This is a genomic window from Pseudomonas sp. B1(2018), assembly GCF_003097365.1.
In the GTDB taxonomy this organism is placed as follows: Bacteria; Pseudomonadota; Gammaproteobacteria; order Pseudomonadales; family Pseudomonadaceae; genus Aquipseudomonas; species Aquipseudomonas laurylsulfatiphila.
Genome location: NZ_PYUK01000010.1, coordinates 95,990 through 119,506, shown reverse-complemented (window position 1 = coordinate 119,506; position 23,517 = coordinate 95,990). Strand labels below are relative to the sequence as shown.

Annotated in this window: 15 protein-coding genes; 8 read left to right on the top strand and 7 right to left on the bottom strand. The window is 58.1% G+C overall.

Annotation, left to right across the window (positions count from 1 at the left end; all coding sequences use genetic code 11):
• The first annotated feature begins 10 nt into the window (after positions 1-10).
• The 5 genes from C9422_RS17325 to dkgB all read left to right on the top strand — a co-directional run bounded on the left by C9422_RS17325 (position 11) and on the right by dkgB (position 7,899).
• Positions 11-919, top strand: a complete 909-nt coding sequence (locus C9422_RS17325) for a LysR family transcriptional regulator (protein ID WP_007977979.1) — start codon at positions 11-13, stop codon at positions 917-919.
• Between the two features lie 120 nt (positions 920-1,039).
• A complete protein-coding gene (locus tag C9422_RS17320) occupies positions 1,040-1,603 on the top strand; it encodes a PaaI family thioesterase (protein ID WP_116581505.1) in 564 nt (187 codons plus the stop codon).
• A gap of 341 nt (positions 1,604-1,944) precedes the next feature.
• Complete coding sequence (locus C9422_RS17315; RefSeq protein WP_116581504.1) at positions 1,945-4,446, top strand: P-loop NTPase fold protein; 2,502 nt, start codon at positions 1,945-1,947, stop codon at positions 4,444-4,446.
• A 14-nt stretch (positions 4,447-4,460) separates the two neighbouring features.
• Entirely contained in the window at positions 4,461-6,974 is a 2,514-nt protein-coding gene (locus C9422_RS17310) for a hypothetical protein (protein ID WP_165824786.1), read from the top strand.
• A gap of 121 nt (positions 6,975-7,095) precedes the next feature.
• The gene (dkgB, locus tag C9422_RS17305; protein WP_116581502.1) at positions 7,096-7,899 is read left to right on the top strand and encodes a 2,5-didehydrogluconate reductase DkgB; all 804 of its coding nucleotides are present in this window, start codon (positions 7,096-7,098) and stop codon (positions 7,897-7,899) included.
• 3 nt (positions 7,900-7,902) lie between these two features.
• Here dkgB and C9422_RS17300 read toward each other — a convergent pair whose 3' ends face one another.
• The 7 genes from C9422_RS17300 to C9422_RS17270 form a co-directional block, all read right to left on the bottom strand.
• Positions 7,903-11,142, bottom strand: coding sequence for a transporter substrate-binding domain-containing protein (locus C9422_RS17300; protein ID WP_116581501.1), 3,240 nt, complete (start codon positions 11,140-11,142; stop codon positions 7,903-7,905).
• Positions 11,143-11,769, bottom strand: a complete 627-nt coding sequence (locus C9422_RS17295) for a response regulator transcription factor (RefSeq protein WP_116581500.1) — start codon at positions 11,767-11,769, stop codon at positions 11,143-11,145. It abuts the gene before it with no gap.
• Positions 11,770-11,877: 108 nt separating this feature from the next.
• Positions 11,878-12,279, bottom strand: a complete 402-nt coding sequence (locus C9422_RS17290; RefSeq protein WP_116581593.1) for a chemotaxis protein CheY — start codon at positions 12,277-12,279, stop codon at positions 11,878-11,880.
• Positions 12,280-12,406: 127 nt separating this feature from the next.
• Positions 12,407-13,123 carry an MgtC/SapB family protein gene (locus C9422_RS17285; protein ID WP_116581499.1) on the bottom strand — a complete coding sequence of 239 codons (717 nt, stop codon included), beginning with the start codon at positions 13,121-13,123 and terminating at the stop codon, positions 12,407-12,409.
• A gap of 143 nt (positions 13,124-13,266) precedes the next feature.
• Positions 13,267-15,981, bottom strand: a complete 2,715-nt coding sequence (mgtA, locus tag C9422_RS17280) for a magnesium-translocating P-type ATPase (RefSeq protein WP_116581498.1) — start codon at positions 15,979-15,981, stop codon at positions 13,267-13,269.
• A gap of 532 nt (positions 15,982-16,513) precedes the next feature.
• A complete protein-coding gene (locus C9422_RS17275; RefSeq protein WP_116581497.1) occupies positions 16,514-17,851 on the bottom strand; it encodes a lysine N(6)-hydroxylase/L-ornithine N(5)-oxygenase family protein in 1,338 nt (445 codons plus the stop codon).
• 147 nt (positions 17,852-17,998) lie between these two features.
• Complete coding sequence (locus C9422_RS17270; protein WP_116581496.1) at positions 17,999-18,481, bottom strand: sigma-70 family RNA polymerase sigma factor; 483 nt, start codon at positions 18,479-18,481, stop codon at positions 17,999-18,001.
• A 364-nt stretch (positions 18,482-18,845) separates the two neighbouring features.
• Here C9422_RS17270 and C9422_RS17265 point away from each other — a divergent pair, with 364 nt between their 5' ends.
• Genes C9422_RS17265 through C9422_RS17255 form a run of 3 tightly spaced genes read left to right on the top strand, consistent with a single transcriptional unit; the run spans position 18,846 to position 23,394 of the window.
• The gene (locus tag C9422_RS17265; RefSeq protein WP_116581495.1) at positions 18,846-20,018 is read left to right on the top strand and encodes an efflux RND transporter periplasmic adaptor subunit; all 1,173 of its coding nucleotides are present in this window, start codon (positions 18,846-18,848) and stop codon (positions 20,016-20,018) included.
• Positions 20,019-21,992 (top strand): MacB family efflux pump subunit, encoded by a 1,974-nt coding sequence (locus C9422_RS17260; protein WP_116581494.1) that lies wholly within the window; start codon positions 20,019-20,021, stop codon positions 21,990-21,992. It abuts the gene before it with no gap.
• A gap of 7 nt (positions 21,993-21,999) precedes the next feature.
• Positions 22,000-23,394: an efflux transporter outer membrane subunit gene (locus C9422_RS17255; protein ID WP_116581493.1), complete on the top strand. Its 1,395-nt coding sequence runs from the start codon at positions 22,000-22,002 to the stop codon at positions 23,392-23,394.
• The last annotated feature ends 123 nt before the right edge of the window (positions 23,395-23,517 follow it).

The window sequence follows — 23,517 nt, the reverse complement described above, 5'->3', positions numbered from 1 at the left end:
TTGGAGAACGATGGTGGAAGACCTCAACACCCTCTACTACTTCACCCAAGTGGTGGAGCATCACGGTTTCGCTGCGGCCGGCCGGGCACTGGACATGCCCAAGTCGAAGCTCAGCCGACGCATTGCCGAGCTTGAAGAACGCCTCGGCGTGCGCCTGCTGCACCGCACCAGCCGGCATTGCTCATTGACGGAAATCGGCCAGGCGTATTACCAGCGCTGCCTGGCCATGCGGGTGGAGGCGGAAAGCGCCGCCGAACTGATCGAGCGCAACCGCTCCGAGCCTCAGGGCATAGTGCGTATCAGTTGCCCGACGGCGCTGCTCAACACCTGGGTCGGGCCGATGCTGACCCGGTACATGCTCAAGTACCCGTTGGTGGAAGTGTTCATCGAGAGCACCAACCGCCGGGTCGACCTGATTCACGAAGGCATCGACATTGCCCTGCGGGTACGCTTTCCACCGCTGGAAAACACTGACATGGTGATGAAGGTGCTGGGCAACAGCACCCAGAGCGTGGTCGGCAGTCCGGCCTTTTTATCGCGCCTGTCGACACCGGCCTCCCCGGCCGACCTCAGCGGCTTGCCGAGCCTGCACTGGGGCGCGGCGCAGCGCGAATATCAGTGGGAACTGTTCGGCGCCGATGGCAGCACGGCGATGATCCGGCATGCCCCGCGCATGGTCACCGATGACCTGTTGGCCTTGCGCCATGCGGCGGTCGCCGGGATCGGCATCGTGCACCTGCCCAGCGTGGTGGTGCGCGATGAAATCGCTGCCGGGCAACTGGTGGAACTGGTGCCGGGCTGGGCACCGAAGAGCGGTGTGATCCATGCGATCTTCCCCTCGCGTCGGGGGTTGCTGCCGTCGGTGCGCACCTTGATCGATTTTCTCGGGGAGGAATTCAGTCGCAGTGATATTGCGTAGGGGCAGCGGCAAGCTTTGAGCGGCAAGCGGTCAGCTGATTGGGGGTAGCGGATATTTTATTTCGGGCATAATATCGAATTTGATTACACCCATAATATTGAGCCCACCGAGGACTCCGTCATGCAAAGCCCCAACCGCGACGCCACCCTCGCCCAATGGATCGCCCAGGAACAGGCCATGCGCGCCCGCCTCGCCGGGCCCGGCAGTCTGTCCATGGCCGAGGTCAGCGCGTTGTCCCCCGCCGAGTTTTTCGAAGGCATCGGCAACGGCGAATTGCCCTCCCCGCCGATTGGCACGCTGATGGATTTCATCCCCATCGAATGGTCGGCCGGGCTGTTCATCTTCCAGGGCACGCCGGATGCCCGGCACTACAACCCGCTGGGCACGGTCCACGGCGGTTATGCCGCGACCTTGCTGGATTCATGCATGGGTTGCGCAGTCCATACGCAACTGAAAAAAGGCCAGGGTTACACCACGCTGGATCTGCGCATCAGCTACGTCCGCGCACTGAACAACGCCAGTGGACCGGTGCGTGCCGAGGGCAAGATTGTGCACTTGGGTCGCTCGACGGCGCTGGCCGAGGGGCGGATTTATGATGTGGATGGGCGGTTGTATGCGACGGGGACCACCACTTGCATGATTCTTGAGGCTCGGGGGGTAAGGGTAACTCAGCGTTCTGTTTAAAAAAGTGCCACATAGCGATTCCCTAATATTTGATTGGTAATTTGAACTGCACAGCCCAACCTCGTTTCCTGACCGCCTCTACGCCACCTAGCGTTTCTTTACCCAAAAAATTTCATTGCCAGATCAGGTCACCGTAGACGAAATGATATCAATTCGATATCGTCTCAGTAGGCTTTTACAGGATTCTCTCTAAAGTTGGTTTATTTATAAAAATTAAAGTTCCCCAGGAAGAAGCTGTCGTGAGTTAGTGGGTATTAATCTTCACAAGAACTCGATAGACCCCACTCTGAGCTCTAACTTCAAATCAGTTAGATCTAACTATTAAACATGGACCATAGTAAATGACTTCAAAAATTGACTCAAACATAATAATTGACTTATCAGCCAGCGAAAAAAATGGCCACATCGAACCAAACAATCTCATACAAGCAGAGTCATTCAAAAAACTCACCACTCAAATAAAAAACCGTCTAACAAAAAAAAATCTAACCGAGCCCTACTCGCCTGCGCTTGGAAACAGCCAGGTATTTTTCATCGACGGTACACGTGGCGCAGGTAAGTCAACATTTTTGACTGCCATATACAACGCACTGACCAGTGAAAAAACTAACGAACTTAGAGAATTGAGACTTGCACCACTACAACTACTCGACCCAAGCAAAATAAATATTCGCGAGCATCTTTTTTTATCAATAATATATAAAATCAAAAAAAACGTAGACACCCACCTTCAAAAAACCAGCCAGAGATATTCAGACACTTTTGACGACAAAGGCGAAGCATTCAGAAAACAATTTAAAAAACTCGCTGGTGGACTCCAACTACTTAACGAAGACCACAACCCATTAAACAGTATCGATGAAGAGGTCTTTCTTGACTGGGGAATTGAAAGAGCAAAAGACGGCGTCGAACTGGCAAGAAATTTTCAAGAACTTGTAGAGATTACGTGCAAAATACTAGACGCAGACGCACTCGTTATTGCCATCGATGATGCAGACACGAACTTTAAAAAAGGGCGAGAGGTACTCGAATTAATTCGCTGTTACCTAGACACCCCAAGATTTGTTGTGTTGATAACCGGCGACCTCGAACTGTACTCACACCTAGTCAGAGACCACTACTGCGAAAATATTGGTGACAGGTTATACAAACAAGATCCTACACGAAATCAGCAACGTGAAAAACTAATTGATCATCTTGAGGACCAGTACCTTCTAAAACTATTCCCAATAAACAAACGAATACACCTATCGCCACTATGGAGTTTTAATAACGCGATTGAGAAAATATCGATCACGCACCACAGTTGGGAAGATGGAAAGACTCGCAGTCTAGACACGGTCTTAAAAAGCATTATCGCTGATGGATTCAGATTGAAATCGGATCAAGACATTAGTCTATTTCGAGAGTTCTTACTTAAGCAACCACTGCGTTCGATCCTTCAGCTATTAAACTCTTGTGCACCTCACTTGGCCCAAGAGGGTTCCTCCATAGCTCCTTCTGTCCTTTCGGAAGCGATGCGCGCCATGGTACTAGGCAGCCTATACAAAAAGGGAATCGATACCGACGCATTGAGCGCAGGTGATGCACCAACTTTAATTGATGCGGTATTCCGTTTGACACTTGAAGACGGTGAATTTGACACCGGTGCCTATCTGCGGCCACAACCAAAAGATGAAAGCTTGCGCAAAAGTTTCGCCGCGCTATCCGCGGAAGTTGCGAGACATTGTGAAAACAACACCGCCAACACTATTAGATATCTACTGCAGGGACCAGGAAGCGTTGCACTGTTCAAGGAGGCGCATAAGGTCATGAAAACTGAAGACGACGAGATTGCGCTGACCAGATTCAAAAACTACTTCAGTATCGGCAGGGAAGAAGACGCCTTAAACTGGGCTTGGCATGCGGCACCTGTGATTATGGGATCTACTCCATCGTCCACACCAGTAAAATGTGGCGTACTGAGGCTTAATCGCGGGACTGGTAGTAACCCAAACGCTCTCCCAATTGATGAAATATTAACAAAACTTGAGCAAGGCAAAATCCGACCCGCATTCTCTTATACGCTAATTAATGTTTTCGACAAAGACAACAGAACATACGCCTCCATATTTAACATACTTGGACTAATGTGCAGATTATTACGAACATCTTCAAAAAATACACATACCCACATTACTCACGAACTGGGAAAAGTCAGATCAACCCCAACTATTTCCGCCCCACGATGGTCTGACAACTCAGGCTCAGAAGACGGCTTGGAAAAGGTGTACGAGCACGAGCAACCCGTAAATTTCACATCAAACTTAATTAGCAGCATCCGCCAATGGATTGACGATACTAAAGGTCGTGAAAAAAACTTAAACCCTTCTGCCATCCTGATTGGAAAAATTTGGACGCGCCTATATTTTAGCCTAATAAACGTTGCACAAACCTATGCAATGGATGCCGATGCTGGCGCCGCAAAAATTATGGAGTTTTATGCACTTTGCATCATCAATGCCGTGCTAGTAGAGGAGCATGACCATCACTATAGCTCTCACCAAAAGTCAAACACATTAAGCAATTTCAGGAACAACCCAAAGCTAGCTGGATCTGCAATAAACTCTAAATTTAGAAGTTTTAAAAAGGAAAACTACCCACTAACCACTATTATCGCCGGCTGCCCACTTATTTTAGGACTTCTTCCCCAAACAGCAACATACAAAGAACTTTTTTCAGCGCTTGGCTCACCAGATACTGCAGACCATGGCTGCCCAGAAGATATCTTTAACTATATAGACACAGCCGCCATCCCAAGGCAAATAAAAAAACCTAGAACAAACAGAGCTTCGGAACAATAAGAATGGAACAGAGGATGAGGACTTATCTATTCAATTCAACCGTAGTTCACTCTGGCATCGGCACGTCATTACTATCCAACAACAAACTACTTAAGAAGCTAATGCACATCCCCTTCACATCCCCCCTCCCTGCAGAGGATATAGAAGAGGCTGCATATCTAACATTCCAAACTTGGCTTGCACGGCAACCCGATCATGTTTTTCAGTCTAACTGGCGGTTATTTTGCACTGCCTTCCAGGCAAAAACTGGTCACTGGGTGGCACCTGCACTCAATAGTTTGGCGAACGATTTTCTTATTTTTCGTCATGGAAGACTACATGTCAGCATGGAGCGCTTCGGAGACTGGCAACAAAGTCTTCTTAGTCGCGTTTCAGCTTTACCAATTCTGGCTGCGGCGTATGCTAAAAATCCATTCAATTCTTCTGGCGAGTCGCAACTAGCTAAAGCGTCTGGCCCACATGCAACTCAATTGCTGAGCCCAATACATCCTTTAGTGGAAGACTACATTGAGCGCGAAGGTTTGCATGAAACCCACCTTCACCTAAATGGCAGCACCCATGCTGAAGCATGCTGGTTAAAAGCCCTGCATGAGCCCAAGTCGGAAATAATGGCATTCTCTAAACAATATTCAGAGTTCTCTCCAAATGGAGCTCGCACTCGAGAACTGTGTCACTCTATCAATGAAGAGTTATCTCCTTCCATCCTGCACCGCCAACTTTTGGGGGCTCGTAACATCCGAGCTTGGTTAATTTTGTTGGCTTATGAATCTGACCGTGCTCTCCACCACCCGATACCACCGGTGTTTGAATGTATGGCTGACTATAAGGAAGTTCTCAGCGCACCAACACTAATGCACACGCGTGCACTTATTGATCAACGCTGCTCCTACGCTCAAGAAACCAGCTGGATTCGAATTATCCTTCAACGTCTACAGCACAAACCTGAACCACTGGTCGATCGTTTACTTCACATTTATCTATTGCTTCAAAATCAGTATTACCGACTCTTGGTACAAGGAGAGGATCAGTACGGATTCGATCAATTCCAAAAACTCACCTTCACAAATTTACGTGACCCACTGGAAAAGCATTATCTAGCACGCTTTCAACAAATGCATGGAGAAAGGTCCAACGTAAGTAGAGTTGGATGGTTGGAGGGTCGTTTCGCTCCTAAAAAAACCATGCTGGCGAATCAGGCGATCCTCACCTCGGTCCTCGGCGGGTACTTGGAATATCTCCAACAGAGTAAACATTCGACCGCTAGTATCACCTCATATACTTCGCTTAGCAAAATACTAGATTCCTTAGAAGCTTTTCAAACAGATCTCCAAAGCCCAAGCTATCGAAAAAATCATAAACTGACACTAGTAGCGCACTTCCCAAAAAAGCCTTGGAATTGGCAAAGCAAAAAAGAAAAGAGCTACCGACATTATTCGCTAAGAAAAGATCTAGTTACGCAAGGCAATGCGTTATTAAGTGTCGTAAATAGGTGGCCTTTACTGAAGGGGTGGGTCACAGGAATTGATGCCGCCGCAAATGAACTCCATGCCCCTCCGGAAATATTCGCTCCGGTGTTTAGAGTTTGCAATCAACATGGATTTTCTCATCGTACCTATCATGTAGGAGAAGATTTCCCTCATTTAATATCAGGTCTGCGCCATGTAATCGACGCTTTGCAACTGCTCGACCTCAAAGAAGGAGATCGTATCGGACATGGCACTGCGTTTGGGATTGCCCCCGCTCTTTGGCTTGCTAGGATGCCTCCAACAATAGTGGTAGCACGCGGCGAGTGGATGTTGGACCTACTTTACGCTTGGACATTATTGCGATCTCACCCTTCAACTCAACTCGACGTCCGCCGCATTGAAACGTCCATCGCCGAGATGGCTGGTTACATATTTAATCAAGAAATCAGCACTACTTGCCTTGAAAACGTCATGCGACTGCGTGGGTTGCATATCCCATATGTACTGATGGCAGACAGAGATCCCACATGGAACTGGCAACAAACGTCGCTATCTGATGCATGGAGAGAAGAAGCCCGCATAGTAGATAAGGAAAAGCGAGCGAATGGGCGACTATTTAAACTATTCACCCAGTGGGTAACAGGTGAAGGTGGATTATGGAGCCGCAGCGAGGAACTGATCAGCATCGACGCCGATTACCTTGACAAAAATACATTATTACTACTTCAACAAAACGTCATGCAGCTGCTTGTTCAGCGAAACGTAGTGGTTGAAACACTCCCAACTAGTAATGTTCGAATCAGCCAATACGAGACATATTCAGAGCATCATTCATTACGGTGGATGAAAGCTCCCGGCTTCGCCGTAGAAGGCGACCCTGACATTATGATTTCACTTGGCTCTGATGACCCAGGTGTCTTTGCAAATGACCTCAATGGCGACTTTTACCAACTTTATGCAGTGTTGCAAAAGGCGGGAATACTTGATACGCAAGCACTCCAACTCCTTTCATCTGTCAATGAAAGAGGTAGGCAATATCGTTTCCACAAGCGAGCATACTGAACTCCAACCTGAATACATTCATGCTTCCGAATCAAGTGTCATTTGCCAATCCAGCGGTTTTTCTCACGGATGCAGGCGCGGATACTGCCGCGCATTCCCACTGCAACCTCTGGAGTCATCAATGTCCATTCCCGCCTTCGGCCTGGGTACGTTTCGCTTGCAAGGCCAGGTGGTCATCGATTCGGTGAGCACCGCCCTGGCGCTCGGTTACCGGGCGATCGATACCGCACAAATCTACGAGAACGAAGCCGAGGTCGGCGAGGCTATCGCCGCCAGCGGCATCGCCCGGGAAGACCTGTTCATCACCAGCAAGATCTGGGTCGCCAACCTGGCCGGTGATCGACTGATCGACAGCCTGAAGGAAAGCCTGGGCAAACTGCAGACCGATTACCTGGACCTGACCCTGATCCACTGGCCGTCGCCGGACGATCAAGTGCCTGTCGCAGCGTTCATGGGCGCCCTGCTCGAAGCCAAACGCATGGGCCTGACCCGGCAGATCGGCGTGTCCAACTTCACTCTCGACCTGATGAAACAGGCGATTGCGGCCATCGGCGCCGAGCACATCGCCACGAACCAGATCGAACTGCACCCCTACCTGCAAAACCGCAAGGTCGTCGCGTTCGCGCAGAGCCAGGGCATTGGCATCACGTCCTACATGACCCTGGCGTACGGTGAAGTCCTCAAGGACCCGCTCATCCAGCAGATCGCCGAACGCCTGCAAGCGACGCCGGCTCAGGTCACCCTGGCGTGGGCCATGCAATCGGGTTACTCGGTGATCCCGTCGTCCACTCGCCGGACCAACCTGGAAAGCAACCTGAAGGCTCGCGAACTGACCTTGAGCGAGGCCGACATGGCCTTGATCGCAACACTGGACCGCGGCCACCGTTTGACCAGCCCCAAAGGCATCGCACCGGTTTGGGATTGATCCTCAGTCCTGCTCGAGACGCTGGTCCAGGCGGGCCATGGCTTGCTGCAACTGGTCGACGGCGGCGTCGATCAGTGCCGCGCGGCCGTCATTGCACGCCCGCTCCAGTTGTTCGCAACACTCGACCAGGGCAAGCGCTCGCACCATCAGCGCCCCGCCCTTGATCCGGTGTGCCAGCGTCTGCAAACCCGTGCGATTGCCGCTGGTGTGCAAGGCCAGCAAATGCACGCGGTCCTCGCGGTTGGTCAACGCCAGATCGTGCAACAGTTGATCGATCAGCTCACGATCCGATTCCGCATAGCGCTCCAGCCCGCTCAAGTCGAACTCGGCCAAGCCTGGATTGTCATTTGCCGCCGGGGGAGCGCTGGAAAACCGCTGGGCCAGCCACGCCTGCAGATCCACCAGGCGAATGGGTTTGAACAGGCAATCGTCCATGCCCGCCGCCTGACACCGGGCTTTCTCCTCGGCCTGCGCATTGGCGGTAAAGCCCAGGATCAGCGTCGGCGACAGCCCCTGCAGCCGCTCCTGCTCACGTATCGCGCCCGCCAATTCATAACCGCTGAGCACCGGCATGTTGCAGTCGGTAATGACCAGTTCGAAACTCGGTTCAAAACCCTGTCCGCGCCACTGTTCAAGCCCCTGCGCCCCGTCCTCCGCCAGCACCACTCTGTGGCCCAGATAGCTCAGCTGCCGCGAGAGCAGCAGGCGATTGGCCGGGTAATCGTCGACCACCAGGATCGACAACGCCCGGGTCGTGAGCTGCGCCGAGTCCTGGGGCATCTCCTGCGCGGGCAACGCTGGCAGGGCGGGCAGCACCAGGCTGATGTCCACCCGGGTGCCGCGCCCAGGCTCGCTGTCGAGATGCAACTGCCCGCCCATCATTTCGCACAAGGTACGACTGATCACCAGGCCCAGGCCGGACCCTTGCCGGGCAGTCTGCTGATTGTTATCGGCCTGCACGAACGGGCTGAACAGGCGTTGCTGGTCGATAGCGCTGATACCGATGCCGCTGTCCTCGATCCGTACGCTGACGGCGAGATGCGCCGGAGCTTGCGGCCGCGCTTGCAGTGTCAGGCTCACCTGGCCTTCACGGGTGAACTTGATGGCGTTGCTCAGCAGATTGGACAGCACTTGTTTGAAGCGCACGGGATCGAGCATCACATCGCGGTCACTGTGTTCGGCGAGCTCGACCCGCCATTGCAGATTCTTCTGAATCGCCAGCCCTTCGAACACCCGGCAGACCGACGCCACCAGCGCATGCAGGTTGACCCGCTCCGGCGCCAGCGACAAATGCCCCGATTCGATCCGGGCGACGTCCAGAATGTCGCCGATCAAATCCAGCAATTGCTGCCCGGCATTGGATGCCACCTCGATGGCAGCGCGGTCGGTCCCCCCTTCATCGGCCCGCTTGAGCGCCAGTTCGAGCATGCCGATCAAGGCGTTCATCGGCGTGCGGATCTCATGGCTCATGGTGGCCAGGAACGTAGTCTTGGCCCGGTTGGCGTCGTCCGCCGCGTCCTTGGCTTCCTGCAATTGCCCGAGCAATTGCTGACGCTGGCGAATCTGCCGCCGTTGCCACACGATCCCGGCCAACGCGAGCAACAGCAAGACCCCCGCCAGCGCAAACGCCTGCACGATCGCCTGCCGGTGTCGCAACCAGTAACTCTGCTCGACCATCGAGTCATAGCGCCAGGGCTGGGTCAGCTCGTCGATTTCTTCGGGCGGGATGCTGAGCAGCGCCTTGTCCAGGATCGAATGCAACTCAGTGGCCTCGCGACTGGTCGCCAGGGTGCTGCGGGCGGGGTCGGTGCCCACGGTGCTGGTCACTTGCAGGCGATCGCGATACTGCCGGGAAATCAGGTAACGGGCGCTGATCAATGAGTTGATGCCGCCGTGGGCCTTGCCCTGGGCGACCATTTCCATGGCGTCCGTCGACAGTGGCGCATCCACCATCTGGATCTGCGGGTAATGCTTGCGAAGGTACTCACCGGCAATGTTGCCCTGGGTCAGCGCCAGCGTCCTTCCCGCCATGTCATCCAGGGTCCTGGGGCTGTCCGCGGCTACGCGAGTCACCAGTACCGAAGGGCTGCTCAGAAACGCCCGGGTGAACAGCAGTTCATCTTCACGCTGGGAACTGAGGCCGATACCGGCCAGCACATCGATCTGTCCATTCCTGATGCCGGTCATCATCTCGGCCACCGACTTCATGCCGCGGATGTCGAATTGCAGCCCGGTGCGCACACTGATTTTCGCCAGCAGATCGACACCGATGCCGCGAAACTTGCCTTCGCTGTCGATAAATGAAATGGGCGGGATATTTTCGTTGATCGCGACCCTCACCCGCGGGTGGCGCTCGAGCCAGAGCTGTTCGGCCACGCTCAATTGCAATGACTGGGTGCCGGGGATCGACACCCCGTTTGCCCCCCAACGACGCAGGATATTCATTTGTTTATTGGTGGTGATGGCCGCCAGCGCCTTGTTGACGATGTGCAACAGCGAATCGTTGTCGCGGGCCATCGCAAAGGCAAAACGCCCGGACTCCATGGGCGAGAAGTCAGTCAGTTGCACGTTGTTCAGGTAGTTCTTGCTGATCAGATAGTGGGCATTGATCGCATCGCCCAGGTAGACATCGGCCTGGCCGAAAGCCACGGCCCCCATCGCCGCCAGCGTCGAGGGAAACAACTGGACCTGCGCCCTGGAATAGAACTGTTGCACGCTGTATTCGGGCAAGTAGTGATACAGCATCACTAGCCGCTTGCCGGCCAGTGTCGGGTCGAGCACCGGAGGGAAATCGGTACGCGTGACCAGCACCGGCTGATCGACCGCATACGCGCTGGACATCTGTAGCTGCGGATCTTCAGCTTCAAATCGATTGGCCGTTCCCAGCAGGTCCGCCCGCCCTTCCTTGATGGCCTGCACCGCGTCGGCTCGCGACGGATAACATTGCACCTCTACGACGACGTTCAACAATTGTTCGAGCAACCCGGCGTAATCGGCTGTCAGGCCTTCGAACACCTTGCCCGCCGTATTGAACTCGAAGGGGGGATAGTCCGGCGCCGAGACAGCCAGCACCAATCGGCCCTTTTGCTGCAGCCAGCGCAACTCGGTGTCCGACAAGCCGGCGCTCAGGCCTTCGGCACTCGAGCGTCCCAACAAGGTCAACGACTGTTGCGCACCGACAGTCGGCGCCCAGAGAAGAAGGCCCGTCAGCACCCAACCCGCCAGCCGTCGGAGAACGTTCATTCAGATCAGATGATTGCGCAGGGCGAAATCCCTCAAGTGCACCGACGAGCTCATGTTGAGCTTGAGGGTGAGTCGGGTCTTGTAGGTACTGACGGTCTTGTAGCTCAGGTGCATGGTCTCGGCGATTTCCAGGTTTTTCGAACCCCGGGCCAGGTACTGCAGAATGGTCAGTTCACGATTCGAGAGCTTGTCGATCAGCTGCTTTTCACTGCGTTGCAACTCCCCCATCGCCACGGAACTCGAAGGGAGCTGGGCGAAATAGGTGTAGCCGGCCATCACCGAATTCACCGCCGCCTTCAGGTCATCCAGGTCCTTGCTCTTGGACACATAGGCCACAGCCCCGGCACGCATGCAGCGGTCCTGATAAAACTGCGCCTCCAGCGAGGTGAACACCACCACGCGACATCGGGTGTTTTCGGCCTTGATGCGATCCATCACCTCAAGCCCCGCCACCCCGGGAAGGCCCAGATCAAGCAGCACGACATCCGGTTGATGCTCCCGGATCAACGACAGGACCTCGTCGCCACGGGAGGCCTCGTAAATCTGCTTGAATCCTTCGCCCTTGAGTACGAGTTTGATCATGGAGCGAACCACCGGATGATCTTCCACAATCAGTGCTGACTTCATGACAACTCCCGTGCAAAACAACACGATCGGGCAAAAAATGCCCTCCAGGCACCGCAGCAGCTGGGCACAACGCTGCGCATAGACTTTTGCATGGAAGGCTGGAAAGAACTACCTGACAGAAATGACAGTTCCGACGAACGGTAACCCACAATCAATGGCGCTCATCAACTGCGTGATCGATGCCAGGTCAGGCAGAGCGGCCTGGCTGACCTGGACCTTGCCCGCTATGGGCGGCACCGGCGCCTGCTGGTCATTGAAGATAAACCCGTGATGGACCTGCGGGTTGTCGGCCAGGAAACTGAACAGGTCCAGCCCTTCGCTGGCCATCGCCCCATTGACGAGCACCAGATCCAGAGGTTCGCCAGCGTACTCCACCAGTGGAAGGAGCTCGTCGAGGCTGTGCACCGGCGCCACCCGAAAGTAGCCGAGCTGGTTGAACAGCCGCTCGATCCGCAGGCAGTTGAAGTGCTGCGCATCGGCGATCAGGATGCGCAAGGATTTATCCGGCAAGGTGACCTCCAAAAGGATGTCGGTTTCAAGAGGTCGCAAAGCCTACGGAAGACACTCCTAGGTTTATGTAGGAATATTCCTAAATAAATGCCGGTTAGTCTGACGCTTGCCAGGGAAACCTTGGTCTTCATTCCGTAGTACTCGGACTCCAGAACGCCTGCACCACCAGGGTCGAGGTCGATATCCGTGCCACCAGCGCATCCAGTTCATCACCGTCGACCGAGGTGGTCGCCAGGGTGGCTTCGATTTCGATTTCATCCGTGCCGAAAGCATGCACATCGACATCGCTGGCCGGGTAGTTGCTGCGCTCCAGTTCGGCTTCGAGCAAGGCCAGCACGGTTTTTTGCTGCGTACGCCGGGCGATGACATAGACGATGTTGGTGACTTCCGCCGAAATCACGTCCAGCGGCTGACGGTTGATGTTGTTGACGATCGGCCGCAGCAAGGTGTTGGCCGCGAGCACGAACAGCGTGCCGAGCAAGGCCTCGGCCAGCAGGTCGGCACCGGCGCAGGCACCGACCGCCGCCGAGGTCCAGAGGGTGGCGGCCGTATTGAGGCCGCGCACATTGCCCTCTTCGCGCATGATCACCCCGGCACCGAGAAATCCGATGCCGGAAACCACGTAGGCTACGACCCGCACGGCGCCTTCGGCACCGGCGAGCCGGTTGGCCATGTCGACGAAAATCGCCGCGCCCACCGCCACCAGCACGTTGGTACGCAGGCCTGCGGTGCGCTGCCGGTACTGGCGTTCAAAACCGATCAGTCCGCCGAGGATGAAGGCCGCGCTGAGGCTGACCAGGGTGTCGAGCAGGGAGGCCAGGTTGAGGTTGTTGATGGCTTGCATGTTTTCACTTCTTGTTTGTTTGTAAAGATCGCTGTCCTGTAGGAGCTGCCGAAGGCTGCGATCTTTTGATTTTGCGATTTGGAGATTGCTGAAGATCAAGATCAAAAGATCGCAGCCTTCGGCAGCTCCTACATCTGGCAGCATTACTGCCAGCCAAACCGTCGGATGTAGAACCCCTTCACCGCCTGGGTCAGCGCCATGTACGCCAGCAGGATCACCGGCAGGAACACGAAGTACAGCGACGGCAATGCCTGCAGCTTGAAGTAATGCGCCAGCGGTCCCATCGGCAGGAAAATCCCCACGGCCATGATCAACCCGGTCATCACCAGCAACGGCATGGCCGCGCGGCTTTGCAGGAACGGGATCTTCGGCGTGCGGATCATGTGCACGATCAGGGTCTGGGTCAGCAGCCCGACCACGAACCAGCCAGACTGGAACAGGGTCTGGTGATCCGGGGTATTGGCATCGAACACGTACCACATCAAGGCGAATGTGGTGATGTCGAAGATCGAGCTGATCGGCCCGAAAAACAGCATGAAGCGCCCGACATCCGCCGGCTGCCAGCGCTGCGGTTGCTTGAGCATCTCGTCGTCGACGTTATCGAACGGAATGGCGATCTGCGAAATGTCATAGAGCAGGTTCTGCACCAGCAGGTGCATCGGCAGCATCGGCAGGAAGGGAATGAACGCACTGGCCACCAGCACCGAGAACACGTTGCCGAAGTTCGAACTGGCGGTCATCTTGATGTACTTGAGCATGTTGGCGAAGGTGCGGCGTCCTTCCAGCACGCCCTCCTCCAGCACCATCAGGCTCTTTTCCAGCAGGATGATGTCGGCCGCCTCCTTGGCGATATCCACGGCGCTGTCCACGGAAATACCAATGTCGGCAGTGCGCAGGGCCGGGGCGTCGTTGATGCCGTCCCCCATGAAACCGACCACATGGCCGTTGCCCTTGAGCAGTCGGACGATGCGCTCCTTGTGCGACGGCGTCAGTTTGGCGAAGACATTGGTGGTTTCCACCGCTTTCGCCAGCTCGGTGTCGCTCATGCGCTCGATGTCGTTGCCCATCAGCAGGCCCTGCTGCTCCAGGCCGACTTCGCGGCAGATCTTCGCCGTCACCAGCTCGTTGTCGCCGGTCAGCACTTTCACCGCCACGCCATGGGCCGCCAATGCCTTGAGGGCCGGCGCGGTGCTTTCCTTTGGCGGATCGAGAAAGGCTACGTAACCGATCAGCGTCAGGGCCTGTTCATCGGCCAGGCTGTAGGTGTCGCGGCCTTCGACCATCGGCCGCGCTGCAACCGCCACCACCCGCAGGCCCTCGGCGTTGAACGTGGCCGTGACCTGACGGATGCGTGCCAGCAGTTCTTCGCTCAAGGCTTCATCGACGTCGCCATGACGCACCCGCGAGCACACCTCCAACACTTCCTCCACCGCCCCCTTGCAGATCAGCAGGTGCGATTGATCGCGCTCGGCGACCACCACCGACATGCGCCGGCGGGTGAAGTCGAACGGAATCTCGTCGACCTTGCGAAACGCCGTGCCGACTTTCAGTTCACGGTGGATTTCGACGTGTTCGAGCACCGCCACATCCAGCAGGTTTTTCAGGCCGGTCTGGTAGTAGCTGTTGAGGTAGGCCATTTCCAGCACGTCATCCGAGTCGTTGCCCCAGACGTCGACGTTGCGCGCCAGGAAGATCTTGTCCTGGGTCAGGGTGCCGGTCTTGTCGGTGCACAGCACGTCCATGGCGCCGAAGTTCTGGATCGCGTCGAGGCGTTTGACGATGACTTTCTTGCGCGACAGGAACACCGCGCCCTTGGCCAGGGTCGAGGTGACGATCATCGGCAGCATTTCCGGGGTCAGGCCCACGGCAATCGACAGCGCGAACAGCAGTGCTTCGGTCCAGTCGCCCTTGGTGAAACCGTTGATGAACAACACCAGCGGCGCCATCACGAACATGAAGCGGATCAACAGCCAGCTGACTTTGTTGACGCCGGTCTGGAACGACGTCGGCGCGCGATCCGTCGCACCGACCCGCTGCGCCAGGGCGCCGAAATAGGTGCTGTTGCCGGTGGTGAGGATCACCGCCATGGCCGTGCCGGACACCACGTTGGTGCCCATGAACAGGATGTTGTCGAGGTCCAGCGGGTTGAGCGTGTCGCGGTCCTGCTGCCGGGGGAATTTTTCCACCGGCATCGATTCACCGGTCATGGCCGCCTGGCTGACGAACAGGTCCTTGGCGCTGAGCACCCGGCAATCGGCGGGAATCATGTCCCCGGCAGACAGCACGATCAGGTCACCCGGCACCAGTTGTTTGATCGGCAGTTCGATGCGCTGCGCGCGGCGCTCCTCAAGGTCCCGGCGCATCACGGTGGCCGTGTTGCTGACCATGGCCTTGAGGGCATCGGCGGCCTGGTTGGATTTGGTTTCCTGCCAGAAACGCAGCAAGGTCGAGAGCACTACCATGGAGAAAATCACGATGGCGGCTTTCATGTCTTCGGTCAGCCAGGAGATGACCGCCAGCAGTGTCAGCAGCAGGTTGAACGGATTCTTGTAGCAGTGCCACAGGTGCGTCCACCAGGGCAGCGGTTGTTCGTGCTCGACTTCATTGAGGCCGAACTGCTCGCGCAGGGCATCGGCTTCAGGCTCGCTCAAGCCATCGGTGTGGGAGCCGAGTGTGTTGAGCAACTGGCCGGTGTCGCTGCCGGCAGCGGTTACCAGGGTTTGCGCCAGGGTGGGCGGGACTTCACGGCTGACCGTGGTGTCGGTGAAGGTTTCCAGCAGCGCCAGGCGACGGAAGTGCCGGGCGATGTGGCGGTTACGCAGGAAGCCTGCGAAGAATTCCTTGAGGGTAAGTTTCATGGCTGGTGCCCCTTTTGGTCAGCCGGGAAACCGTCGAGCAGGCAGGTCCACGCCTTTTGCCGCCGGAACAACCGGCAAGGCAAGGCCTGGCGCGCCGGTCACGAATGACAGGCGTGTCGATAGAGCGGCGGCCAGGACAAAAAGTCGAAACCACGCACTGTTCAGTGTCGATGAGAGGGACGTCGGGACACGGCCGGGACGGGCCATGATCAGGATGCCGCTGCTCGCTTGTCGGCGAGACAACGGCACAGGAGACTGCGCGTTATCTTGCCGAGAAAATGCCGGTTACCGAGACCGGCCGACAACTGTCACTCGAACAAGTACCCACTGTGGGTCTCCGTAATGGATGAAAACGCGCGAAGCTTACGCCCCGATGCTTGGAGAGTAAACCCGTTACAAAACCTTGCAGGGGGAAACGCGGGGTTCTTCAGGAAGGGTTCAGGAAAAGCAAAAGATCGCAGCCTGCGGCAGCTCCTACAGGCGTACGCCATGCCCCTGTAGGAGCTGCCGCAGGCTGCGATCTTTTCAACAATCAGCTGGCCGTAGCCAACAACAGATCCACCACCGACCGCCCATGCCCGCGATGCTTGCCATGCTCATACAACGACCCGGCAATCTCGTCGGCACGGATCGGCAGGATCGACAGCAAGGTGTCGCTCAGCCCGTGGCTGGCCTGGCAAAAGCCCTGCATATAGAGGCCGGCCTTGCAGCGCTCGTCGGTGATCAGTTTGTAGTTGCGGTCGACTTCAAAGTCACCGAGGTACTCCTCCAGCGGCGCCAGCAGCTTGCGGTGCATCTGCCGCTCGTAACCGGTGGCCAGGACCACGGCATCGTAGTGACGCACCGAGACTTCGCCGGTGGCGTTGTTGCGCAGCACCAGTTCGACGCCGCGTTCGTTGGCGGTGGCCTTTTCGATCGTGGTCAGGGTATGGAACGCATGGCGGGCGATGCCCGAGACCTTCTGCCGGTAGAAGATGCCGTAGATGCGCTCGATCAGATCGATGTCCACCACCGAGTAGTTGGTGTTGTGGTACTCGTTGACCAGTCGCTCGCGCTCGCTGTCGGGCTGCTGGAACACCAGGTCGGTGAACTCCGGCGAGAACACTTCGTTGACGAAGGGGCTGTCGTCGGCCGGCTTGAGTGCCGAGCCGCGCAGGATCATGTCCACCTGCACCGACGGGAAGCTGTCGTTCAAATCGATGAAGGCCTCGGCGGCGCTCTGCCCGCCACCGATGATCGCAATGCTCATCGGCTGGTTGTTCACGCACGGCTGCCTGGCCATCTGCGCCAGGTACTGGGAATGGTGAAACACCCGGACGTCGTCCTTGAGCGCCTTGAACACTTCGGGAATACGCGGCGTGCCACCGGCGCTGACCACCACCGAACGGGTGGTGCGTACCTGTTGATGGCCGCTCGCATCGCGGGAAATCACCCGCAATGCCTCGACCTGATGGTTGTGCAGCACCGGCTCGATGGTCAGCACTTCTTCGCCGTAGCGGCTTTGCGCCGTGAACTGCCCGGCCACCCAGCGCAGGTAGTCGTTGTACTCCATGCGGCACGGATAGAAGGTGCCCAGGTTGATGAAGTCCACCAGGCGCCCGTGGGCCTTGAGGTAATTGACGAACGAATAAGGGCTGGTCGGATTGCGCAGGGTCACCAGGTCCTTGAGGAAGGAAATCTGCAACTCGCTCTGGGTCACCAGGGTGTTGCCGTGCCAGCGATAGTCGGCCTGCTTGTCGAGAAACAGCACATCCAGGTTGCCCTGGCTCACCCCGCGCTCTTGCAGCGCGATGGCCAGTGCCAGGTTCGACGGGCCGAAACCGACGCCGATCAGGTCGTGAACGAGGGGCGATGCAATAGCCTGTGTCATTTCCAGTGTCCTCTGGATGTTCCCCGCAACAGCGGGACATTGAACCTAAGTGACCTGACAGGCCTTGGGCCGCACAACAGGTCGTCTGTTGAGTAGGAACGAGGACAATGGAACTAAATTTAACGGGGCTTGATGAATCCCGGAGGATCAGTGGCCTTCCCACTGACGCATCCGCGCACGGCAATGCTTCATGGCATTGACGATGTGCTTTTCCACCAGCGCACGGGAAATGCCCAGTTGCCCGGCGATTTCCAGATGGGACAGGCCCTCGATCTTGCGCAGCAGAAAACTCTCGCGGCACAGCCGTGGCAGTTCCGCCAGGGCACGCTGGAGCATGTCCAGGCGCTGGCCGTGATCGAGGACCTTGTGCGGTGAAGGTATGAAGCTGCCTTCTTCGCTGTCGAGTACGTCCAGTGGCTCGGTGCGCCGCAAGGCGTTGCGCCGATGGTCATCGACGACCAGGTTGAGGGCGGTGCGATAAAGGAATGCCCGGGGCTGCTCGATCGGTGTATCGCTGGAACGCTCCAGGACCCGCAGGTAAGCGTCATGCACCACATCTTCGGCCACCTGACGGTTGCCCAGCCTGGCGTTCAGGAAACACACCAGCTCGCGATAGTAGTTTTCCAACATGACTCCCGTCCGCACGGGGGTGCGGTTGCTGTCCTTGAGCCGTCTCGGCGACCGCTGGAACACGCAGTGGCACGATAGTGGCAGTTTGAGAAGTGTAATTTATAGTAATTCTCATATAGATTTAAAGTACTGCTTCACCATGCGCGGTAAATAGTCACCTCCACTGTAGGAGCTGCCGCAGGCTGCGATCCTTTGATCTTCAGCGTGATCAGCCACCTCGAAGGTCAAAAGATCGCAGCCTGCGGCAGCGCCTACAGGTGTTACGTCGTGTGTCTGGGGCTAAATTCCCGGGGGCTTTCATCGTCCTAAGGACAGCTCCCCGTCTCTGCCCGGACGGGCCGATTTCCCAAGGCCGGAACCCTGCATGAAACGCCCCCGACAGACCCGACGCGCCCTGCTTGCAGCACTTTGTCTGATCCCCGTGGTAGCCGTCGCCGCCTGGCAGTTCATCCCGCCGGGCCGCGACCAGTTCACCACCGTCCAGGTCAGCCGCGCCGACATTGAAAGCAGCGTCACCGCCCTGGGCACCCTGCAACCGCGGCGCTATGTTGACGTCGGTGCCCAGGCCTCCGGGCAAATCCACAAGATCCACGTGGAAGTCGGCGACCGGGTCAAGGAAGGCCAGTTGCTGGTGGAGATCGACCCGTCCACGCAACAGGCCAAACTCGATGCCGGACGCTTCTCCATCGAAAACCTCAAGGCGCAGCTGCAGGAACAGCGGGCGCAACACGAACTGGCCCGGCAGAAATACCAGCGCCAGCAGAACCTCGCCGCCGGCGGCGCCACCCGTGAAGAAGACGTGCAGACCGCCCAGGCCGAACTGCGCGTGACCCAGGCGCGCATCGACATGTTCCAGGCGCAGATCCGCCAAGCCGAAGCCAGTCTGCGCAGCGATCAGGCGGAGCTCGGCTACACGCTGATTTATGCACCGATGGCCGGCACAGTGGTCGCGCTGGATGCCCGCGAGGGCCAGACCCTCAACGCCCAGCAGCAGACACCGCTGATCCTGCGTATCGCCAAACTGTCGCCAATGACCGTGTGGGCCGAGGTCTCGGAGGCCGACATCGGCCACGTCAAACCCGGCATGCACGCCTGGTTCACCACCCTGAGCGGCGGCACCCGGCGCTGGACCAGCACCGTGCGGCAAATCCTCCCCGTGCCGCCCAAGCCTCTGGACCAGACCAGCCAGGGCGGCGGCAGCCCCGCCAGCACCAGCAAAAGCGGGAGTGCCCGCGTGGTGCTGTACACCGTGCTGCTGGACGTCGACAACGCCGACAACGCGCTGATGGCGGAAATGACCACCCAGGTGTTCTTCGTCGCCAGCCAGGCGCAGAACGTCCTCACCGCGCCCATCGCCGCCCTGCAAACCGGCGCACAGCCAGACCTGCAGACCGCACAAGTGGTCGCCAAAAACGGCAGCATCGAACAGCGCAACGTACGCACCGGCATCAGTGACCGCCTGCGGGTGCAGATCCTCGACGGCCTGCAAGAAGGCGATCACCTGTTGATCGGCCCGGTCGACGGGAGTGGCGGCTGAATGCAGACGCCCCTGATCGAACTTTCGGACATCCGCAAAGCCTACGGCGGTGGCGACGCGCCTGAAGTTCACGTATTGCGCGGCATCGACCTGTCGATCCATGCCGGGGAGTTCGTGGCGATTGTCGGCGCTTCCGGTTCCGGCAAGTCGACGCTGATGAACATCCTCGGCTGTCTCGACCGCCCGACCTCGGGCGAATACCGCTTCGCCGGGGAAAACGTCGCCGCCCTCGACAGCGACGAACTGGCCTGGTTGCGGCGTGAAGCCTTCGGGTTTGTATTCCAGGGCTACCACCTGATTCCATCCGGTTCGGCCCAGGAGAACGTCGAGATGCCGGCGATCTATGCCGGCACTCCGGCCGCCGAACGCCACGCCCGCGCCGCCGCCCTGCTCGACCGCCTCGGCCTGGCTTCGCGCACCGGCAACCGCCCCCATCAGCTCTCCGGCGGCCAGCAGCAACGGGTGTCGATCGCCCGTGCGCTGATGAACGGCGGCCACATCATTCTCGCCGACGAACCCACCGGCGCCCTCGACAGCCACAGCGGCGCCGAGGTCATGGCCCTGCTCGACGAGCTGGCGAGCCAGGGCCACGTGGTGATCCTCATCACCCACGACCGCGAAGTGGCGGCCCGGGCCAAACGCATCATCGAGATCCGCGACGGCCTGATCATCAGTGACAGCGCCGCTGAAAACCCGACCGCGCAACATTCGGCCACCCCCGGTGCGCTACAAGCCGTCGACCTGCGCAAGCGCTTGAGTGAAGGCGCCGAAGCCACTGGCGCCTGGAAGGGCGAATTGGTCGATGCCGTGCACGCGGCGTGGCGGGTGATGTGGATCAACAAGTTCCGCACCGCGCTGACCCTGCTCGGGATCATCATCGGCGTCGCCTCGGTGGTGGTCATGCTGGCCGTGGGTGAAGGCAGCAAGCGCCAGGTGATGGCGCAGATGGGCGCGTTCGGTTCCAACATCATTTACCTCAGCGGCTCGGCGCCCAATCCGCGCACGCCGATGGGCATCATCACCCTCGACGAGGTCGCGGCGATCGCCAGCTTGCCCCAGGTGATGCGGATCATGCCGGTCAACGGCCAGGAGGCTGGGGTGCGCTTCGGCAACCTTGATCACATGAGCTATGTCGGTGGCAACGACACCAACTTCCCGGCGATCTTCAACTGGCCGGTGGTCGAAGGCAGCTACTTCACCCACGCCGATGAACAGAACGCCGCGGCGGTCGCGGTGATCGGGCACAAGGTGCGGAGCAAGTTGCTCAAGGACGTGGCCAACCCGATCGGCCAGTACATCCTGATCGAAAACGTACCCTTCCAGGTGGTCGGCGTGCTCGCCGAAAAAGGCGCCAGCTCCGGCGACTCCGACAGCGACGACCGCATTGCCATCCCCTACTCCGCCGCCAGTGTGCGGCTGTTCGGCACGCACAATCCCGAGTACATCGCCATCGCCGCCGCCGACGCGCGCAAGGTCAAGGAAACCGAAAAAGCCATCGAGCAATTGATGCTGCGCCTGCACGACGGCAAGCACGACTTCGAACTGACCAACAACGCCGCAATGATCCAGGCCGAGGCACGCACGCAAAACACCCTGTCGCTGATGCTCGGTTCAATTGCCGCCATTTCGCTGCTGGTGGGCGGGATCGGCGTGATGAACATCATGCTCATGACCGTGCGCGAACGTACCCGCGAGATCGGCATCCGCATGGCCACCGGTGCGCGCCAGCGCGACATCCTGCGCCAGTTCCTCACCGAGGCGGTGATGCTCTCGGTGGTGGGCGGCCTCACCGGCATCGCCCTGGCGCTGATCGTCGGTGGCGTGCTGATTTTCAGCGAAGTGGCTGTCGCGTTCTCCCTGATAGCGGTGCTGGGCGCCTTCGGCTGCGCCCTGGTCACCGGTGTTGTTTTCGGCTTTATGCCGGCCCGCAAAGCTGCCCGACTCGACCCGGTCACGGCCCTTACCAGTGAATGATCGATTGATGAAGCCGCCACTCAGTGTGTTAACCCTGTGCCTGTTGCTCAGTGCCTGCAGCACCCCGGCCCAGCGCCCCGACAGCGGCATCCAGCCGCCGGCTGCCTGGCAATCGCCGCACACCGCAGGCGCTGTCCATGACAACCGGCAATGGTGGAACCGCTTCGGCAGCCCGCAACTGGGTCGCCTGATCGAACAGGCGCGGCTCGGCAGTTACGATTTGGCCGCCGCCATCGCCAGAGTGCGCCAGGCCCAGGCCGACACGGTCATCGCCGGCGGCTCGCAACTGCCGGAGGTCAAGGCCGGGGCCAATGCCAATCGCCAGAAACTGATGCGGGGCAGTGGCTACAGTCAGCTCGATGCCGACAGCGATAACGATGCCGTCGACTACTTCAATGCGAACCTGGTGGCCAGCTACGAAATCGATTTCTGGGGCGGCCAGCGCGCCAGCCGCGACAGTGCGCAATTCAGTCTGGACGCCAGCGAATACGATCAGGCCACCGTGGAATTGACCTTGCTCAGCGGCGTGGCCAACAGCTACGCGCAAGCCTTGTCGTTGCAGGAACAGAGCCGCATCGCCGAGTTGAACCTGGCCAATGCGCAAAGCGTGCTGAAACTGGTGCAGACCCGCTTCGATTCGGGCTCGGCCACGGCCCTGGAACTGGCGCAGCAAAAAAGCCTGGTGGCGGCGCAGCAACGCCAGCTGCCGCTGGTGCGGCAACAGGCCGAAGAGGCACGAATCAGCCTCGCCGCCCTGCTCGGCCGCCCGGTGCAGGCACTGTCGATGGGTCAGGAACGCTTCGATCAACTGACCTGGCCGGCCATCGACGCCGGGGTACCCAGCCAGTTGCTCAGCCGCCGTCCGGACATTGCCCGGGCCGAGGCGCAACTGGCCGCCGCCCAGGCCGATGTCACCGTCGCCCGGGCCGCCATGCTACCGACCGTGACCCTCACCGCCGAAATCGGTTCCGGTGCCGACCGGGCCGACGATATTCTGCGCAGCCCCTTCTACAACCTCAGCGCCGGGCTGCTTGCGCCGGTGTTCAACAACGGCCGCCTCGGCGCCCAGCGCGACAAGGCCACAGCGCGCCAGCAAGAACTGCTGGAAACCTATCGCGGCGCGATCATCAACGGCTTCGCCGACGTCGAAAAAGCCCTCAACAGCATTCGCGGGCTGGATGAACAGCGCGGCTGGCAGAGTGAAGAACTGAGCCAGGCGCAGACCGCGTTCAACATCGCGCAAAGCCGTTACCAGGCCGGGGCCGAGGATTTGCTGACGGTCCTGGAAACCCAACGCACGCTGTATGCGGCGCAGGATTTGAATGTGCAACTGCGCTTGTCGCGGATGCAGGCGAGTATTGCGTTGTACAAGGCGTTGGGTGGGGGGTGGCAGGTGCTCTGAGGATCAAAAGATCGCAGCCTTCGGCAGCTCCTACAGGGTACGCATTCCCATGTAGGAGCTGCCGAAGGCTGCGATCTTCTGCTTTCACGGCCGCTGCGTACGCCATCGCTGGCAAGCCAGCTC

What these genes read in the sequence shown, in the direction of transcription:
- C9422_RS17325 (WP_007977979.1), top strand. Translation starts at nt 11, where the DNA reads ATGGTGGAAGACCTCAACACCCTCTACTACTTCACCCAAGTGGTGGAG.
- C9422_RS17320 (WP_116581505.1), top strand. Translation starts at nt 1,040, where the DNA reads ATGCAAAGCCCCAACCGCGACGCCACCCTCGCCCAATGGATCGCCCAG.
- C9422_RS17315 (WP_116581504.1), top strand. Translation starts at nt 1,945, where the DNA reads ATGACTTCAAAAATTGACTCAAACATAATAATTGACTTATCAGCCAGC.
- C9422_RS17310 (WP_165824786.1), top strand. Translation starts at nt 4,461, where the DNA reads ATGAGGACTTATCTATTCAATTCAACCGTAGTTCACTCTGGCATCGGC.
- dkgB (WP_116581502.1), top strand. Translation starts at nt 7,096, where the DNA reads ATGTCCATTCCCGCCTTCGGCCTGGGTACGTTTCGCTTGCAAGGCCAG.
- C9422_RS17300 (WP_116581501.1), bottom strand. Translation starts at nt 11,142, where the DNA reads ATGAACGTTCTCCGACGGCTGGCGGGTTGGGTGCTGACGGGCCTTCTT.
- C9422_RS17295 (WP_116581500.1), bottom strand. Translation starts at nt 11,769, where the DNA reads ATGAAGTCAGCACTGATTGTGGAAGATCATCCGGTGGTTCGCTCCATG.
- C9422_RS17285 (WP_116581499.1), bottom strand. Translation starts at nt 13,123, where the DNA reads ATGCAAGCCATCAACAACCTCAACCTGGCCTCCCTGCTCGACACCCTG.
- mgtA (WP_116581498.1), bottom strand. Translation starts at nt 15,981, where the DNA reads ATGAAACTTACCCTCAAGGAATTCTTCGCAGGCTTCCTGCGTAACCGC.
- C9422_RS17275 (WP_116581497.1), bottom strand. Translation starts at nt 17,851, where the DNA reads ATGACACAGGCTATTGCATCGCCCCTCGTTCACGACCTGATCGGCGTC.
- C9422_RS17270 (WP_116581496.1), bottom strand. Translation starts at nt 18,481, where the DNA reads ATGTTGGAAAACTACTATCGCGAGCTGGTGTGTTTCCTGAACGCCAGG.
- C9422_RS17265 (WP_116581495.1), top strand. Translation starts at nt 18,846, where the DNA reads ATGAAACGCCCCCGACAGACCCGACGCGCCCTGCTTGCAGCACTTTGT.
- C9422_RS17260 (WP_116581494.1), top strand. Translation starts at nt 20,019, where the DNA reads ATGCAGACGCCCCTGATCGAACTTTCGGACATCCGCAAAGCCTACGGC.
- C9422_RS17255 (WP_116581493.1), top strand. Translation starts at nt 22,000, where the DNA reads ATGAAGCCGCCACTCAGTGTGTTAACCCTGTGCCTGTTGCTCAGTGCC.